Raw genomic sequence first — 15,702 nt, 5'->3', positions numbered from 1 at the left:
AGCGGGGAGGATTTTAATGGCCGGAACGTCTTCATCTAAAATCACATTCGGTCTGGTCGGCGCAGGCTGGCGTTCGGAATTTTATTTGCGCATCGCGGAGGCTGCGCCGGAGCGATTTGAAATTTGCGGTGCGGTTGTTCGCGACGCGGAGAAAGGGCGGGTTTTTCAGGAAACGTGGGGAGTTCGCGCATTTCGCACCGTCGATGAGCTGCTGCGTGCCGCAGAACCCGCATTTATGGTCGTATCGGTACCATGGGCGGCGTGCCCGGATATGATCCGCCTGCTTGCGGAGCGAGGAGTGCCGGTGCTGTCGGAAACGCCCCCGGCACCCGATTTGGCGGGGCTGCTTTCGCTGGTGCCGCTGATGGAGCGGGGCGCGAAGGTCCAGGTGGCGGAGCAGTATCCGTTCCAGCCGATGCATGCCGCAAGGCAAAAAGTTGCGGACAGCGGCAAGCTGGGCACGGTCAGCCAGGTGCAGATGTCCGCTGCCCATGGCTATCATGGCGTGGCGCTGCTGCGCCGGCTGCTGGGCAACCGGTTCGAGCCGGCGCAGATCAGCGCCTATACGTTCGAATCGGACCTTGTCGCCGGTCCGGGCCGCCAAGGCCCGCCGCAGGAGCACAAAATCGTCCGCTCCAGACAAACCGTCGCGACTCTGCGGTACGAAAACGGCAAGCTCGGCGTGTTCGATTTTACGTCGGACCAATATTTCTCATGGATTCGTTCCCCGCGGATTCTGGTGCGCGGCGAGAGCGGGGAAATCGTGAACACGCAGCTTTCTTATTTGGAAAATTTCCAGACGCCTGTGAAGGTGGAGCTGCGCAGAGAGGATGCGGGGAGGGACGGGAACCTCGAAGGTTATTACCACAAGGGTATTTTGGCGGGAAGCGAATGGGTATACCGCAATCCGCTGGCGCCGGCTCGCCTTAGCGACGATGAAATCGCCGTGGCTACGTGCCTGATCCGGATGGCGGAGTATGCGCGGGGCGGCCCTTCCTTTTACGGCTTGGCGGAAGCCTGCCAGGATCACTACGTCTCCTTGCTCATCGGCCAAGCCGCCGAAAGCGGGGAAACGTTAACTTCGACGCAGCAAGCGTGGTGCCGGTTTCGGGAGGCTTAGCAGCTTGAACATTGGCGAAAGAGCCGGAGGCGGCAAAACCGCCTGACCGGCCGGGCCGGGCGCCTGGGGGAGCCATGTGCGGCGTCGAAAGGCGGAAAAACCGCCTGACAGGCTGAGCCGAGCGCTGGCGGAGCCTTGGGAGGTATCGGAGGCAACGCAAACAAACCGCCTTCTTCGGCAGCAAAGCTGCCGGAAGGCGGTTTGTTTGCAGCCGCTCGGGCTGCAAAAGTGTGCACGTTTATAACATAGCGGAACCCACGTTCGCTATTTTCGGATAAATGGGCACATTGGAAAAAATAGAGGAACGGAGATACGCTATATCGATAGAAAACGGCATTTATGTCGGCCAAACAGGCAAATAGATCACCTGAGTTCCGCTAATTTTTCACTATGTCCGGAATCGATCCGCTTAACGAACCATAGTTCCGCTATCGTCCCGCCGTTGTCCCGCCATAGCCACGCTATAGCCACGCAAAACCCGAAAACACCATGCCGATGCTCCTAAACGTCGGCAGCGCAGCGGAAGCCCATATTGCCGGTCGAGCTGTCCGGCGTATTGGCCGTGCGTGCCGCCACCCGGTACCGGTTGCAGTACGATTTGTGGCACAGGTAAGAGCCGCCCCGCATTGAGCGGGCTTGTCCGGTCGGCGGTCCCTTAGGGTCGATCGCCGAGCTTTTCAGGTGGTAATCGCGGCTGAACCAGTCCGCACACCATTCCCACACGTTGCCGGACACGTTATACAGACCGTAGCCGTTCGGCTCGAACGAGCGGGCGGGCGCTGTGGAGGTGTAGCCGTCGCTCATGTTGTTTTTGTCCGGGAATTTCCCCTGCCAAATGTTGCACATGTGCTTGCCGTCCGGTTTCAGCAGGTCGCCCCATGGGTAACGCTTCTGAACGAGCCCGCCGCGCGCGGCGAATTCCCACTCCGCTTCCGTCGGCAGACGTTTTCCCGCCCATTTGCAGTACGCCATCGCGTCGTTCCACGACACATGGGTCACCGGATGGTCCATCCGGTCCCCGATGCTCGAGTCCGGTCCCTCGGGATGCTTCCAGCAGGCGCCTTCCACGTTCCACCACCACGGAGTTTGCTGCACGACATGTTTCACCTTTTTCGCCGTCTCCGGCGAGACAAACAGATGGAACACGAACGACCAGCCGAATCTTTCGGCCTCCGTCACATAGCCGGTCGCAGCGACGAACTCTTGAAACTCGGCGTTTGTCACCGTACACGGATCGATGTAAAAGGGGCTGACCGTCACTTTGCGGATCGGCCCTTCGCCGTCCGACGGAAACCCCTCCTGATCGTCGGTGCCCATCAAAAACTCTCCGCCCACCAAATATATCATGCCGTCGGTCGGTTTTCGGCTTTCCGCCGACTTTCGTTCGGAAAAGGAAGTCAGCGTAATTTCAACGGGCATGGCATCGTGTTTTGTTTCGGAGCCGCGGCTGGCCGAGCAGCAGGCGGGTTTGGATGTTTGATCCATGAGCGGAGCCCCTCTTTCATCGTGAAGTATGGATTATTCCGTAAGTTTATTCGCAACCATGACGGCGGCTCCCGTGACGAGGGCTTCCTCTCCGAGCACGCCCTGGCTGAATTCCACCTGGTACTTCGGATAATAATAAGCGTTCCGCAAAGCGACTTCGGTCGAAACCTCGAAAAACAGCGGATGGCAGCTGATCAGCGAGCCGCCCAAAATCACTTTTTCCGGGTGCAAAATGTTAAGCAAATTCGCGAGGCCGATTCCGAAACAGGTGGCCGTCTGTGTAAAAATGTCCACCGTCAGCGGATCGCCTTCGTGCAGCGCCTGAACGAGATGGTGGAAGCCGATCCGTTCCGGATTCGGCTCCTTCTCCAGCAGCACGCTGCGGCGGCCCATTTTCAGCTTTGCCTGCGCCTCAAGCTCCAGCGCATGAATCGTCGCGTACGATTCCAGGCTGCCGTAATTGCCGCGGTCGCCCAGCCGCTTGCCGTCCGTCTGGATGATCATTTGCCCGATCGATCCTTCCATATCGACGGCGCCGTAAACGACCTTGCCGCCCGTCATCATCGACGAGCGAAGACCGACGCCTACGTGCACGTAGAGCAGATGCTGAGTGTTGTGGCGGCGGTCGGCCCAGTATTCGCCGAGAATCGCCGTGTTCGCTCCGTTGTCGAGCAGCACGGGAAAAGGAAAGCGCTCGCGGAAAAAATCGACGATCCGCACCTGAGTCCAGCCTTGGGCCGGGAAATACAGCGGCTCCAAAATGATGCCGCTGAAACGGTCGAGCGGACCGACCGCACCGATGCCCATGCCCAGCACATCCTGCCCGGCAATCCGGTGGCGCGCCAGCATGTCCGACATCGCGGCGGCCACTTCGCCGAGCAGAAGCTCCGGCGTCATGCTCTCCGTCATCGGCCACCGCTGCGAATCGAGTTTTCTCATGAGCAAGTCGCACAGCACCAGTCTGGAAGCAATCCGGGAAATTTCCAGTCCGAAAACGTACCCGTAATGAGGGTTGATTTCATATAAAATCGGCCTGCGTCCGCCGGTCGAATCTCCGAGTCCCGCCTCGAGGATCAGCTTTTGGGAGACAAGCTCCTCCAGGGTGCGGGTCAGCGTGCTGCCGGTCATCCGGCTTTGCTCCAGCAATTCGATTTTCGACACCGTTCCATGAAAGCGGATCAGTTCGTACACGTCTTTATGTTTACGGCTGGCAATGCGTTCTTCCAGTCGGTTCATGGTTACCTCGCAACATGGTTTTTCCCTCCATTATACAACACAGGATATGGAATTAACCATAGATAGCGATGCCGACCAGACCGGACAGGGCGATGACGTAGACCGGATGAAGGCGAACGAACATGAGGGCGTACAATGCAGCCAGGAATAAGACGACCGCAACGACCGTTTCCATCGAAATGTCTGCGATGATGTGGTTGCTTCTCGCAAACCGGATCGCCCCGTAAAACACGAGTCCCGTCACAATCGGCCGCAAACCGTAAAAAGCCGACTGCACCCAAACGTTTTTATGCACCTTGTAAAAAAACATCGCCACCACCACGACGATAACCAGCGAAGGTACGACCATGCCGAGCGCGGCGCTGACCGCTCCGGCCATACCCGCCGTATGATAGCCGACGAAAACGGCGCTGTTCGTCCCGATCGGTCCCGGCGACATGCCTGCTACCGCGATCGCATCGGTGAATTCCTGGGTCGACATCCAGCCGCGGGACGTCACTTCCCGCTCGATGACCGGAATCATCGCATACCCGCCGCCGAACGAAACGAAGCCGACGCATAAAAACGTCACGAATAAGTCCCACAGCATGAGTGCTCCCCCTCCCATTAACGATGGCTTGAACCACTCCGAACGAAAAACCGGTTTGAAGCAATTGATCAAATTCCGTCCCCGAGATAGTAGTCCGTATATTTGTATTGAACCTGGACCACAGGCTTCGCTTCTTCCTCTTCTTCCTTTTCAATAGGAACTTCGTAACCGAGCTTGATTTTGATCCGGACGAAGACGATGCCGAGAACGGCCCCAAGCATAATGAGAAGGATAGGGTTCAAGTGCGACCACAACATCAGCAGGACGGTAAGAGCTACGGTGAGCAAGGTCGTTTTGTCGACAACAGCCGTTCGCGCGATTTTAAAACCGGCATAGACGATCAGCGCTACGGTGGCAGCCCGAATGCCTTTAAACGCCGCCATTACCTTCGGATGGTCCTGAAATTCGATAAATGCGATGCATAGTCCCGTTACGATTAAAAAAGCGGGAAACAGCACGCCGCATAAAGCGGCGATGGCGCCGGGAATCCCGGCGATCCTATAGCCGACGAAGGTGGCCGAATTCAGCGCAATGGCGCCGGGTACGGATTCGGACACGGCAAAAACGTCCGCAATGTCTTTGCTGCGGATCCATCCCCTTCGTTCCACGACTTCGCGTTCGATGAACGGAATCATCGCGTAGCCCCCGCCGAACGTGACCGGACTGATTTTGAAAAACGACCAAAAAATGCCGAACAGCAGCTTCCACTGCGGAGGAGCTTTCATATCCGACCATCCCTTTTTGTCCTGATATGATCAGTATACATTGCTTTATTTCATTTTGGAATAAACAATTAAACTATTTTCTTAAAAACTAAGAAAATTCGTTTAAATACAGCGGATAATTCCGTCTAAGCTTATAGGGATTAAAGGTCGAACCTGAGTTTGTTTTCCATCTTTTCACCAAAATGAAATTAATTGCGGGTAAAGAGATAGGGTTTACCGTGATTTGCGTTATAAACACGGCGTCAAATGGCGTCAAATATGGTACAATAGCAGGAACGGTTTGTTTTGGAAAGGCAGATATTCGGCGGGAGTGATGGAACGTGTCTGATTGGTTTACCAAAAGTTTCGGCAGCGATTATTTGATCGTCTACAAGCATCGGGATTTGCAAGGGGCTCTCCTGGAAGTGAAACGAATGATCGATTGGCTCGGGTTGCCCCAAGGGGCGGAGGTTCTCGACTTATGCTGCGGCATGGGACGGCATTCGATGGCGTTGGACGAGTTCGGATATAAGGTGACGGGCGTCGACCTGTCGGACGTTTTGCTCGCGGAAGCGAAGCGGATGGATACCGGCGGCAAAGTGCGCTGGCTTAAAGGCGATATGCGCGAGGTGCCGCTTGCGGATACGTTTGACGCGATCGTCAATTTGTTCACGTCGTTCGGCTATTTCGAGGATGATGCGGAGAACGGCAAGGTGCTTCGCGAGATTGACCGGCTTCTGAAGCCGGGCGGGAAGTTTATTATCGATTTTCTCAACCCGGATTATGTGGCTGCGAGCCTTGTTCCCGAATCCGAGCGGAAGGAAGGCGATATGACCATTCGCGAAACCCGGCGCATCGAAGACGGCTATGTGCGCAAGAGGATTGCGATCTCGGAGCCGGGAGAGCCGGAGCGCCATTATCAGGAGCAGGTGAAGCTGTACCGTCCGGAGCAGTTTATGAAGATGATGGAAGGCACCAGCCTAGAGGTCGATCATCTGTACGGAGACTACAATGCTTCGGAGTACGATGCGAAAACATCCCCGCGAATCATCCTCGTCGGGCATAAGGAAGGGTAACGGAACATGGCGATACAGACAGTGCACATACATAATGAAACGATTATTCAGGTCAAGGTGCCGCTGCCGTTCCCGCTTCGCTGGGTCAACAGCTATTTGATCCGCGGAGAAGACGGTCTGACGCTGATCGACCCCGGGCTTCATACCGAGGAAGCGGAGGCCGTATGGCAGTCTGTTTTGGCCGGGCAGGGCTTCCGTTTTGCCGATATCCGCGATATCGTGCTGACGCACCATCACCCGGATCATTACGGCTTGGCCGGGTGGATGCAGGAGCGCAGCGGCGCACCGGTTCGGCTGTCAAGCGCGGGGCTCGGGCAGGTACGGCGGCTGTGGGGGGCCGGTCAGCCGATGACGGAGGCGCTGCTTGAGCTGTTTCGCCGCCACGGCATGGATGAGGCGTTGCTCGTTCCGATGCGGGAGCATATGGACGGCTTCGTTGCGGCCGTCTCGCCGCAGCCCGAAGTGAGCCTGCTCGAGCCGGGGCAGCGCGTGAGGCTGGGCGACCGCGACTACGAAGCGATTCATACGCCGGGACATGCCGCCGGGCACCTGGTGTTCTACGATGCGGAGGAGCGGATCATGTTTTGCGGCGACCACGTGTTGCCGCAAATTACGCCCAACGTAAGTTATCTCCCCGGCGGCATCGACGAAAATCCGCTCGGCTCTTTCCTGCGCAGCCTGGAGGACATCGGCCGCTACCCGGTGGCAAAGGCGTACCCGGGGCACCGCGAGCCGTTCGAGCGCTTCGCGGAGCGCACCGGCGAAATCATAGCGCATCATCACCAGCGAATCGAGCAGATGAGGCGGATCCTCTCGGCCCCGCAAAGCGGATTTGCGGTGTGCCGCGCGATGTTTGGCGACAAGCTGTCGCTTCATCAGCTGCGTTTCGCGTTGTCGGAGACGATCGCGCATCTGATTTATATGGAACAAAGCGGGATGGTGCGCTCCGTCGATACGGAGTCCGGCGTCATTTTGTATCAGGCGGGATGATTGCACAAAAGAAAAGTTGTCCGATGGAGAAAAAAGGAAATATGCCCATTGGTTAACCTTAATTATGCATGTGCGTCATGTAAAAGCAGATTAACGGTTGCTGTCGAGCTTATTTGGCTCAAAAACGTCACTTTTAAATGATAACGGTCGTGGCAGAGCTTAATTCTTATCTTGTACCCCTCAAAACGATGAAAGTTCACAAATAACGGCTCTGGCAACCTTTACAGTACAGAAATGACCCGTTTGGCCCTATTAAGCTCATCCGCAACCGTTACACCTTGTTCCGTATGAGCCGTACCGACCGCTGGACCATGTAAATGTCCGGTTCAACTTATACAGATGCCGGCGGATTTTACCCGCGGCTGACCGACGTCTACAGTAAGTCCTTTTACGGATAGGCCCATGAATTTATTCATGGGCCCGCCCGATTTTTTGCCGTCCCGGAGGGTTATACTACCCAAAAAGCCGCTTCCGGAGGGACAAGCGATGAACAAACAGTATATCATTTTCAACCTGGACGACACGCTGGCCCACTGCAACAAATATTTCGACGAGGTTATCGAGAGGTTCGCCGATACGATGATGGAATGGTTTTCCGATAGGGGAGTGAGCAGAGAGCAGATCAAGCGAAAGCAGCTCGACATCGACCTCGCTTCCGTCCATGAGCATGGCATCACTTCCGCGCATTTCCCGCAATCGTTCGTCGATACATACGAGTTTTTTTGCAAAGAGACGGCTACGGCTTCCGAGCCCGAAAAGGCCGAGCTGGTGCGGCAGTTGGGCAAAAGTGTTTACGACTACGAAGTGGAGCCGTTCCCTTATATGTACGAAACGTTGGATACGTTAAAGGACGAGGGGCATGAGCTGTTTTTGCACACCGGGGGGGATCCGCTGATCCAGCGCAAAAAAATAAGCCAGCTGCAGCTGGCCGCTTATTTTGAAAACCGCGTGTTTGTATCGACATTCAAGGATGCGAAGGCGCTGGATAAAATATTGGGCAGCTACCCGTTCGAACGCTCCCGGACGTGGATGATCGGCAACTCGATCCGCACCGACATCATTCCCGGGCTCGAGAACGGCATCAACGTTATTTATATACCGGCGCAAAGCGAGTGGCAGTATAACATCATGGAGATCGACATAGAACCGAAAGGCGCGTATCTTACGTTGCAATCGCTGAATGAAGTGCCCGAAGCGATCCGCAAGTATTCCATTTCGAATGCAAATTCCTCTTAAGCCAAAAACCTCACGGATCGCGCTGAAGCGCCGGTCGGTGAGGTTTTTTTAACGTCAGTTTTTCCGGTATAGGAAAAAATGGTCTTTGCCTTGATGTTTCGCCATATACATGGCGGCATCGGCCATTTGGATCAGCGTATCGCCGTTCGCGCTGTCTTCCGGATATAGAGACGCGCCCATGCTGCACGTCACTCTGATTTCATGGTCTTGAATATGGATAAGCCGGCTCAGCGATTCAATCATCCGTTTGGCGATCTTCTCCACGTCGCTTTCTTCGTCAAACTGCTGCAGCAAAACGATAAATTCGTCTCCGCCGAGACGGCATATCGTGTCCGGATCGCGGATGCAGTTGATGAGCCGGGCCGAAACGATTTTCAAAATCATGTCGCCGATCGCGTGGCCGTACGTATCGTTGATGCTCTTGAAATCGTCAAGATCGAGATACAGCAGTGCGAGCCGGTGCCCGTACCGTTTGGCGGAAAGCAGCGCTTGCTTATACCGGTCGTGAAACAGCCTGCGGTTGGCAAGGCCGGTCAGCGGATCGTAGTAAGCCAAATGCTGCAGCTCCTCCTCCGCTTTCTTCCGGCTGGAAAGATCGCGGGAGGCTATGAGGATAAGCTTCGGCTCATTTCCCTCTTCCACCGCCGTGAGCTTGCTCTCGATCCAGAGCAGCCCGCCGCTTGCGGTTTTGCAGCGGTATTCCAACGTGGTCGGCGGGGCTCCCTGCACCAGGGAGGGCCAAATCCGGCGCACGTCATCGACGTCCTCCTCGGCCAATCCGGAAAAATACGACTGGCCGACAAGCGCTTCCGGCCGAATGCCTGTCGTAGTGTAAAAGGATGGCGATGCATAACGGACCGTGCCCTGCCCGTCGGCAGCCAGCAGCAGATCCGGAATATGATCGACCAGCAATCGCTTGATGTCGTCGGTGTGATTCATCTCGTCTCACCTCGGTTTGTGCTTGCCCCGAAGCGGCAAATGGTCCGTTATGGGGCTTTTCTAAGATGCCGGTTTATGCCGCTGATTGAACCGTTTTTTGTCCTGAAAGAAAAAACTACCCGGAAATAGAGTAGTTTCGCCCGCAAGATGAAGCACTCTCTTATTTCGGCAACCTTGGCCGCCAAAGGCGGCTATCCGCCTTTCGGCTTGCGGTTTTGCGTCTATCGCTTTTCGGCGGGTTGCTTTTAACAAATAAGATTCGCACGTTCTTCATAAATTCAGACGTAAAACGGTCGCAACAGGTTATATCAACTTTGTTCATTTATATGGAACATCTTCTTTTATTATACTGGATTAATTTACCTGCAACAAGAAAGAGAGTGGTGTCGGCCAGCTTTTCTTGGGACAAATTGTTGGCATAAAACATTCGAAGGCTCGTATACATGAAGTAAAACTAAGCGATTGCTTACGAAGCCGGTTCCGGGGGCTCCCCCAAAAGTAACAGGAATAAGCTGCAGAGGTTGGCATCACTTTTGGGGGACTAGTTCCGGGGGCTCCCCCAAAAGTAACAGGAATAAGCTGCAGAGGTTGACATCACTTTTGGGGGACCGGTTACTGGCGCAAAAACTCTAAGGAGGCTGCATCAAATGAAACCACTCAAGTGGGTACGATGGATCGCGGCAGCGGGCATGGTCGTCCTGGTTACGTCGGGCTGTTCCGTTTTGGGCGATAAGGAAGCAAAGCAATCGATCGATCCTCCGCCATCCGGGGCCGAATCGGCGGTACAAGCCGTCCCCGCGAATGCCGGTGCGGTCAATTTATCGCAGGTGACCTTGTATGCGAAGGATGAGCAAGGATTCGTCGCGCCGGTCACGGTCGATTTGCCGAAAACCGAGTCGATCGCCAAAAAAACGCTCGAATACATGGTGGACGGAGGTCCCGGACAAGGTCTGCTGCCCGCCGGGTTCACGTCGCTTATTCCGAAAGGAACGGAGATCAAGGCGATCAATATTGACAAGAAGGTAGCGACCGTCGATTTTTCGAAATCGTTCGCAACCTACAATGCGCAGGACGAGCGGAAAATACTCGAAGCGATCACCTGGACGCTGACCGGCTTCCCGTCGGTGGAAAAAGTGCAGCTTTGGGTGGAAGGCAAGGCGCTGAAGGAGATGCCCGTAGCGAAAACGCCGCTTGACGATCCGCTTTCCCGGGCGATGGGGATCAACCTGGAGAAGCCGGAGGGCGTGGATTACGGCCAATCGACGCCGGTTACCGTCTACTTTTTGAACCAGAACAAGGCGAATTATACGTATTATGTCCCGGTAACCCGCCTGGTCAAAAGAACCGACAATATCGCCCAAGCGGCGGTCGAGCAGCTCATCGCCGGCCCCGATCAGAAAAAAGGGCTGGCCTCTGTCATGACGCCCGGCGCCGAGCTGCTGCAGCTCAAACAGGAGGGCGGCCTGATCACCGTCAATTTCTCCGACAAGCTTCTCGGACCGGATAAAAAAGTGCCGGCCGAAGCTTTGAAGGCGGTCGTGCTGTCGTTGACCGAAAACGCCGGCACCGGTTCGAAAGTGCAGATCATGGTCAACGGCGAAGCAAAAGTCGCTTCCACGGACAATCAAAACTATACGAAGCCGGTCAGCCGTCCGACACATCTCAATCAAACAAAAATGTAGAAAATATGGAAACTGGCGGGAGTTTTGCTCCTGCTCTTTTTTTCGTTTACAATGAGATGGGATCAAATAGAACCGGGAGGATCGAACAAACCGATGAGAAATGATGGAAGAGGGGCACACGAGCCGCGGGCGGTGCGCATTATTACGGATTACATAAAACATGCGGAAGGGTCGGTTTTGATCGAGGTCGGCGATACGAAGGTCATTTGCACGGCGACCGTTGAGGATCGGGTTCCTCCTTTTATGAAAGGTCAAGGTAAAGGTTGGGTGACGGCGGAATATTCGATGCTGCCCCGCGCGACCCAGGTCCGCAACCAGAGAGAGGCGGCGAAGGGGAAGCTGGGAGGCCGTACGATGGAAATTCAGCGGCTGATCGGCCGGGCGCTCCGTGCGGTCGTCGATCTGGAGGCGCTGGGCGAACGTTCGATTACGCTGGACTGCGATGTGATCCAGGCCGACGGCGGGACGCGCACGACTTCGATTACCGGGGCGTTTGTCGCCATGACCATAGCGATAGACAAGCTGGCCAAGGAAAAGAAGCTGGCCCGTTTTCCGATTACCGATTTTTTGGGCGCAATCAGCGTCGGGGTGATCGATGGGGAAGCGCGAGTGGACCTCAACTACGAGGAGGATTCCAAAGCCAAGGTCGACATGAACCTTGTCATGACCGGCGCAGGGAAATTCGTCGAAGTGCAGGGGACCGGGGAGGAAGCGCCTTTTTCGCGTGAAGAGCTTAGCGCGCTGCTTGAGCTTGGCGAGGCCGGCATTCGTCAAATGATCGGACTGCAGCGGGAAGCGCTCGGTCCGATAGCGCAGCAGATCGGGGGAGGCGTGCATGCAGCCGGGTAAGCAGGTGGTCATTGCGACACGCAACCGGGGGAAGGCGAAGGAATTCGCTTCGCTTTTCCGCGAAAAAGGCATTGAGGTGCTGAGCTTGGCCGATTTTGAAGGCGTGCCGGATATCGTCGAGGACGGCGCGACGTTCGCCGATAACGCGCTGATCAAGGCGCGGGCGGTCGCGCTTGCCCTGCACCTGCCGGCGCTCGCCGACGACTCCGGCCTGTGCGTGGACAAGCTCGGCGGTGCGCCCGGCGTCTACTCCGCCCGCTATTCGGGCGAAGGGGCGACGGACGCGGGCAACAACGCCAAGCTGCTCGCCGAGCTTGGCCGGCTGCGCGGCGAAGCGCCCGCGGACGCCGGCGCACCCGGCGCCGATGCAGGCCGGGCGGCGGAGCCCGCCGTCGTCGCGCAAGCGGGCGGCGGTGCGTCGCCGCTGCTTTCCCCAGCGCGCTTCGTCTGCGCGCTGTGCATGGTGAACGCCGCCGGCGAGGTCATCGCTTCCGCCGAAGAAACGTGCGAAGGCGCGATTATCGCCGAGCCGCGAGGGGAAGGCGGGTTCGGCTACGACCCGCTCTTTTATATCCCCGAGCTCGGCAAAACGATGGCCGAGCTCAGCGTCGCCGAAAAAAACGCCTACAGCCACCGGGGCAAAGCGATCCGCTCGCTTTGGGCACAAGTGTAGCAGACGATAGGGTGCCAGCCGATTTGCTTAGGATATGATGCGCAGGCAATTTTTCGTGGATTCCGGGGTTCTAACGGGCACACGTTACAACTTTACAAACGTAGCGGAACTCACGTTCGCTATTCCCGGATAAATGAGCACATCGAAAAAATAGAGGAACTGAGATGCGCTAAATCGGCGAAAAATGGTTTGAGGAGCGGGAAAACGGACAAATAGCGCACCTGAGTTCCGCTAATTACCGAAAACGTCCCAATTTGGCCTATTTAGCGAACCGTAGTTCCGCTATCGTCCCGCAGCCGAAGCGTAAACAACATTCGTCTCTACGAGATGCTGGGTTACGCCATCTTCGATACCAAACGCGTCAATGACCGTCTCAGCCTGGTGTTTATGGAAAAACGGATGGCCTGAGGGGACCTCGGAACATATTGGGGATTTCGTCCTTACGGACTCCGGAAGCCTTACGGGCAAAGCGGCTCCGTAAACGGGACACCTCTCTCCCGGAAGCAAAAGCCCGGCCGTCGCTCTGCCGAAAGCAAAGCGATTGCCGGGCCGTCTTTTTCCCGCGATTACCGGATCGATACTTTATATGTGCGCAGCCACGTATCCACTTGGGCCAAATAGGCGAACATTTGCGGTCCCGTCATCAGCTGCCCGAACCAGGGCAAATTGAACCGGTTGTCGTCCGTATTTGCGAGCTCGCGGATTTTTTCCACGTTGATGAACTGAAGAAGCGGGGACGCCGGATCGTCCAAAATATCCAGCACCCACCTTTTGACCGCAGCGGTGTAATTCGGATTGTGCGTTTTCGGGTACGGGCTCTTTTTGCGCGCCAGCACATCGTCGGGGAGAATGCCTTTGAGCGCGCGGCGCAAAATGCCTTTTTCGCGTTCGCCGGCCGTTTTCATTTCCCACGGAATGTTCCACACGTACTCCACGAGCCGATGGTCGCAAAACGGTACGCGCACCTCAAGGCCAACCGCCATGCTCATCCGGTCCTTGCGATCAAGCAGGGTCGGCATGAACCGCGTGATGTTCAGATAAGACATCTCGCGCATCCGGTTTTGCTGCGCGTTTTCGCCGGCCAGGCGGGGAACCTCGTTCAGCGCCTGCCGGTACCGCTCCTCGACGTAAGCCTCCGGCTTCACCCAGTCGACCAGCTCGGGCGACAGCAGGGCGATCCGGTCCTTCAGGAAAAGCGACCACGGAAACGTGTCCGCATTCAACGATTCTTCGCGGTGAAACCACGGATAACCGCCGAATACTTCATCCGCGGCTTCGCCGGAAATCGCCACCGTCGCCTCCTTTTTAATTTCCCGGCAAAAAAGCAGCAAGGACCCGTCGACGTCGGCCATGCCGGGCAGGTCGCGCGCCTTCACGGCCGCGGTAAGCGAACCGACCAGCTCCGGCGTATCGAATTCATGGTAATGATGGATCGTGCCCAAATATTCCGTCATCCGCTTGATCCACGGAGCGTCGGAATTGGGCTGAAAAGCGTTCGCTTTAAAGTGCTTGTCATTATCGACATAATCAATGGAATAAGTATGAATTGTGCCTTGACCGGTTTCTTTATAATAGTTTGCAGCGATCGTGGTGAGAGCGCTGGAGTCGAGCCCTCCGGATAAAAGCGTGCAAATCGGCACATCGGAAGCGAGCTGGCGCTTCACCGTATCGATCAGCAGCTCGCGCACCTTCTCCGCCGTCGTTTCCAGATCGTCCGTATGCACGCGGCTTTCCAGCTTCCAGTACGTGCGGATGCTGAAGCCGCCCCGGTCCATCAGCGCGCATTGGCCGGGCTTCAGCTCGTTTAAGTTGCGGTAGACGCCGTGTCCCGGCGTGCGCGCCGGACCGACCGCAAATATTTCGGCGAGCCCTTCTCCGCTGATTTGCGCAGGGAAGTCCGGGTGCGCCAAAATCGACTTCGGCTCCGAACCGAAAATCAAACGCCCGTCCGAATACGTATAAAAGAACGGCTTTACGCCAAGCCGGTCCCTGACCATAAACAGAGACTGCTCCTCCGAATTCCATACCGCGAAAGCAAAAATGCCGTTAAGCCGGTCTACGCAGTCCCGGCCCCATTCGATATATGATACGAGCAGCACCTCGGTATCGCAGGTCGTTTTGAACGTATGGCCGCGCTGCTCCAGCTCCTTTTTCAGCTCGGGCGCGTTGTACAGCTCCCCATTGTATACGATGGAGAAGGTGGCGTCTCCCTGCTGGCGAATCATCGGCTGCGCGCCGTTTGCAGGGTCCATGACGCTGAGGCGGCGATGCCCGAGGGCGCAATGTTCGGAAATCCACGTGCCGGAAGCGTCGGGACCGCGAGGGGTCAGCGTACCCGTCATATCGGCTAAAATGGACGGATACCGGGTCAAGTCCTTGTGCCAATCAATCCATCCAGTAATTCCACACATAGACTTCATCCTTTCTTGGAAAAGGTTGGGCATGCGGCGCCCGGGCTTAAGCGTAGCGATGATAAAGGTTATGCGTAGCATCGGGATAAAATGTCTGTCCAACAGGCGGGTTAGGATAGACAAAACCTCAATTTCCCTTTAAACTACGTATACGGTGTATAGAAATTCGCGCATTTTACCAATCTAACGTTATGCTGTACTTGATTTGGGATGCCGAGCAAATTTTAATCTGTCATAAAGGTGGTCGACATGTATGCCAAAGTTCGTTTTATATTCCCAACAGCAAACCGAATATAAAGTGGCCAAGGACAATTTTGAGAAAGCGAACAAAGCGTTCGAGAAAAAGCTGGCGACGGCAAAAACATTGGGAACTCCGACGCAGGAGAAAATCGAAGAGCTTGTGGAGGAAACCGGTCTTCATAACGCGCTCAACGCACTCAGCCAGGCGGAAAACAATCTGATTGCGTGGTCTCATAAAATGATTCAGGATCAGCCCGATTACGAGCAAAACAAACAGATCATCGACAACATGTACGCCAACATCCACAGGGATCCGCAAACCCGGGCCAAGCTCATTCAGGCTGCGATGAAGCTGACGAAATAAACCCGATTAGAGGGATTCGCCTCCTTTGTACAGGAGGTTTTTTTGCTTTCCGCGGCGAGTTCGGGTACACTGGCTACAAGCGAAAGCGGTCGGAACGAAAAGGCGGTG

The 15,702-nt window shown here is 55.8% G+C and carries 14 protein-coding genes; 8 read left to right on the top strand and 6 right to left on the bottom strand.

What is annotated here, in order from left to right; genetic code table 11:
• The first annotated feature begins 16 nt into the window (after positions 1 to 16).
• Positions 17 to 1,120, top strand: a complete 1,104-nt coding sequence (locus MYS68_RS19580; RefSeq protein ID WP_248927464.1) for a Gfo/Idh/MocA family protein — start codon at positions 17 to 19, stop codon at positions 1,118 to 1,120.
• 501 nt (positions 1,121 to 1,621) lie between these two features.
• On the opposite strand, the gene MYS68_RS19575 is transcribed toward MYS68_RS19580, so the two are convergent.
• From MYS68_RS19575 to MYS68_RS19560, 4 genes are all read right to left on the bottom strand, one after another.
• Positions 1,622 to 2,605, bottom strand: a complete 984-nt coding sequence (locus MYS68_RS19575) for a formylglycine-generating enzyme family protein (protein WP_248927463.1) — start codon at positions 2,603 to 2,605, stop codon at positions 1,622 to 1,624.
• Between the two features lie 33 nt (positions 2,606 to 2,638).
• The gene (locus MYS68_RS19570) at positions 2,639 to 3,841 is read right to left on the bottom strand and encodes an ROK family protein (RefSeq protein WP_248927462.1); all 1,203 of its coding nucleotides are present in this window, start codon (positions 3,839 to 3,841) and stop codon (positions 2,639 to 2,641) included.
• Positions 3,842 to 3,893: 52 nt separating this feature from the next.
• Positions 3,894 to 4,430, bottom strand: coding sequence for a chromate transporter (locus tag MYS68_RS19565; protein ID WP_248927461.1), 537 nt, complete (start codon positions 4,428 to 4,430; stop codon positions 3,894 to 3,896).
• 68 nt (positions 4,431 to 4,498) lie between these two features.
• On the bottom strand, positions 4,499 to 5,155 hold the full coding sequence (locus tag MYS68_RS19560) for a chromate transporter (RefSeq protein ID WP_248927460.1): 657 nt from the start codon (positions 5,153 to 5,155) through the stop codon (positions 4,499 to 4,501).
• 320 nt (positions 5,156 to 5,475) lie between these two features.
• Here MYS68_RS19560 and MYS68_RS19555 point away from each other — a divergent pair, with 320 nt between their 5' ends.
• The 3 genes from MYS68_RS19555 to MYS68_RS19545 all read left to right on the top strand — a co-directional run bounded on the left by MYS68_RS19555 (position 5,476) and on the right by MYS68_RS19545 (position 8,436).
• The gene (locus MYS68_RS19555) at positions 5,476 to 6,210 is read left to right on the top strand and encodes a class I SAM-dependent methyltransferase (protein WP_248927459.1); all 735 of its coding nucleotides are present in this window, start codon (positions 5,476 to 5,478) and stop codon (positions 6,208 to 6,210) included.
• 6 nt (positions 6,211 to 6,216) lie between these two features.
• On the top strand, positions 6,217 to 7,200 hold the full coding sequence (locus MYS68_RS19550) for an MBL fold metallo-hydrolase (protein WP_248927458.1): 984 nt from the start codon (positions 6,217 to 6,219) through the stop codon (positions 7,198 to 7,200).
• A gap of 486 nt (positions 7,201 to 7,686) precedes the next feature.
• The gene (locus MYS68_RS19545; RefSeq protein WP_248927457.1) at positions 7,687 to 8,436 is read left to right on the top strand and encodes an HAD family hydrolase; all 750 of its coding nucleotides are present in this window, start codon (positions 7,687 to 7,689) and stop codon (positions 8,434 to 8,436) included.
• A gap of 54 nt (positions 8,437 to 8,490) precedes the next feature.
• Here the strand turns inward: MYS68_RS19545 and MYS68_RS19540 are convergent, their stop codons facing one another.
• A complete protein-coding gene (locus MYS68_RS19540) occupies positions 8,491 to 9,375 on the bottom strand; it encodes a sensor domain-containing diguanylate cyclase (protein WP_248927456.1) in 885 nt (294 codons plus the stop codon).
• Positions 9,376 to 10,022: 647 nt separating this feature from the next.
• On the opposite strand from MYS68_RS19540, the gene MYS68_RS19535 reads away from it, so the two are divergent.
• The 3 genes from MYS68_RS19535 to MYS68_RS19525 all read left to right on the top strand — a co-directional run bounded on the left by MYS68_RS19535 (position 10,023) and on the right by MYS68_RS19525 (position 12,579).
• Positions 10,023 to 11,057: a GerMN domain-containing protein gene (locus MYS68_RS19535; protein WP_248927455.1), complete on the top strand. Its 1,035-nt coding sequence runs from the start codon at positions 10,023 to 10,025 to the stop codon at positions 11,055 to 11,057.
• Positions 11,058 to 11,150: 93 nt separating this feature from the next.
• Positions 11,151 to 11,906, top strand: coding sequence for a ribonuclease PH (gene rph, locus MYS68_RS19530; RefSeq protein WP_248927454.1), 756 nt, complete (start codon positions 11,151 to 11,153; stop codon positions 11,904 to 11,906).
• Positions 11,893 to 12,579, top strand: a complete 687-nt coding sequence (locus MYS68_RS19525; RefSeq protein ID WP_248927453.1) for a non-canonical purine NTP pyrophosphatase — start codon at positions 11,893 to 11,895, stop codon at positions 12,577 to 12,579. Before rph ends, MYS68_RS19525 begins: the two co-directional genes overlap by 14 nt.
• A gap of 566 nt (positions 12,580 to 13,145) precedes the next feature.
• On the opposite strand, the gene asnB is transcribed toward MYS68_RS19525, so the two are convergent.
• Positions 13,146 to 14,990, bottom strand: coding sequence for an asparagine synthase (glutamine-hydrolyzing) (asnB, locus tag MYS68_RS19520; RefSeq protein WP_248927452.1), 1,845 nt, complete (start codon positions 14,988 to 14,990; stop codon positions 13,146 to 13,148).
• A 253-nt stretch (positions 14,991 to 15,243) separates the two neighbouring features.
• On the opposite strand from asnB, the gene MYS68_RS19515 reads away from it, so the two are divergent.
• Entirely contained in the window at positions 15,244 to 15,594 is a 351-nt protein-coding gene (locus tag MYS68_RS19515; protein ID WP_248927451.1) for a hypothetical protein, read from the top strand.
• The last annotated feature ends 108 nt before the right edge of the window (positions 15,595 to 15,702 follow it).

The sequence above is a fragment of the Paenibacillus hamazuiensis genome (assembly GCF_023276405.1).
GTDB lineage: Bacteria > Bacillota > Bacilli > Paenibacillales > NBRC-103111 > Paenibacillus_AF > Paenibacillus_AF hamazuiensis.
Note: the sequence above shows the minus strand (reverse complement) of the source record. Positions and strands in the feature narration are given on the sequence as shown.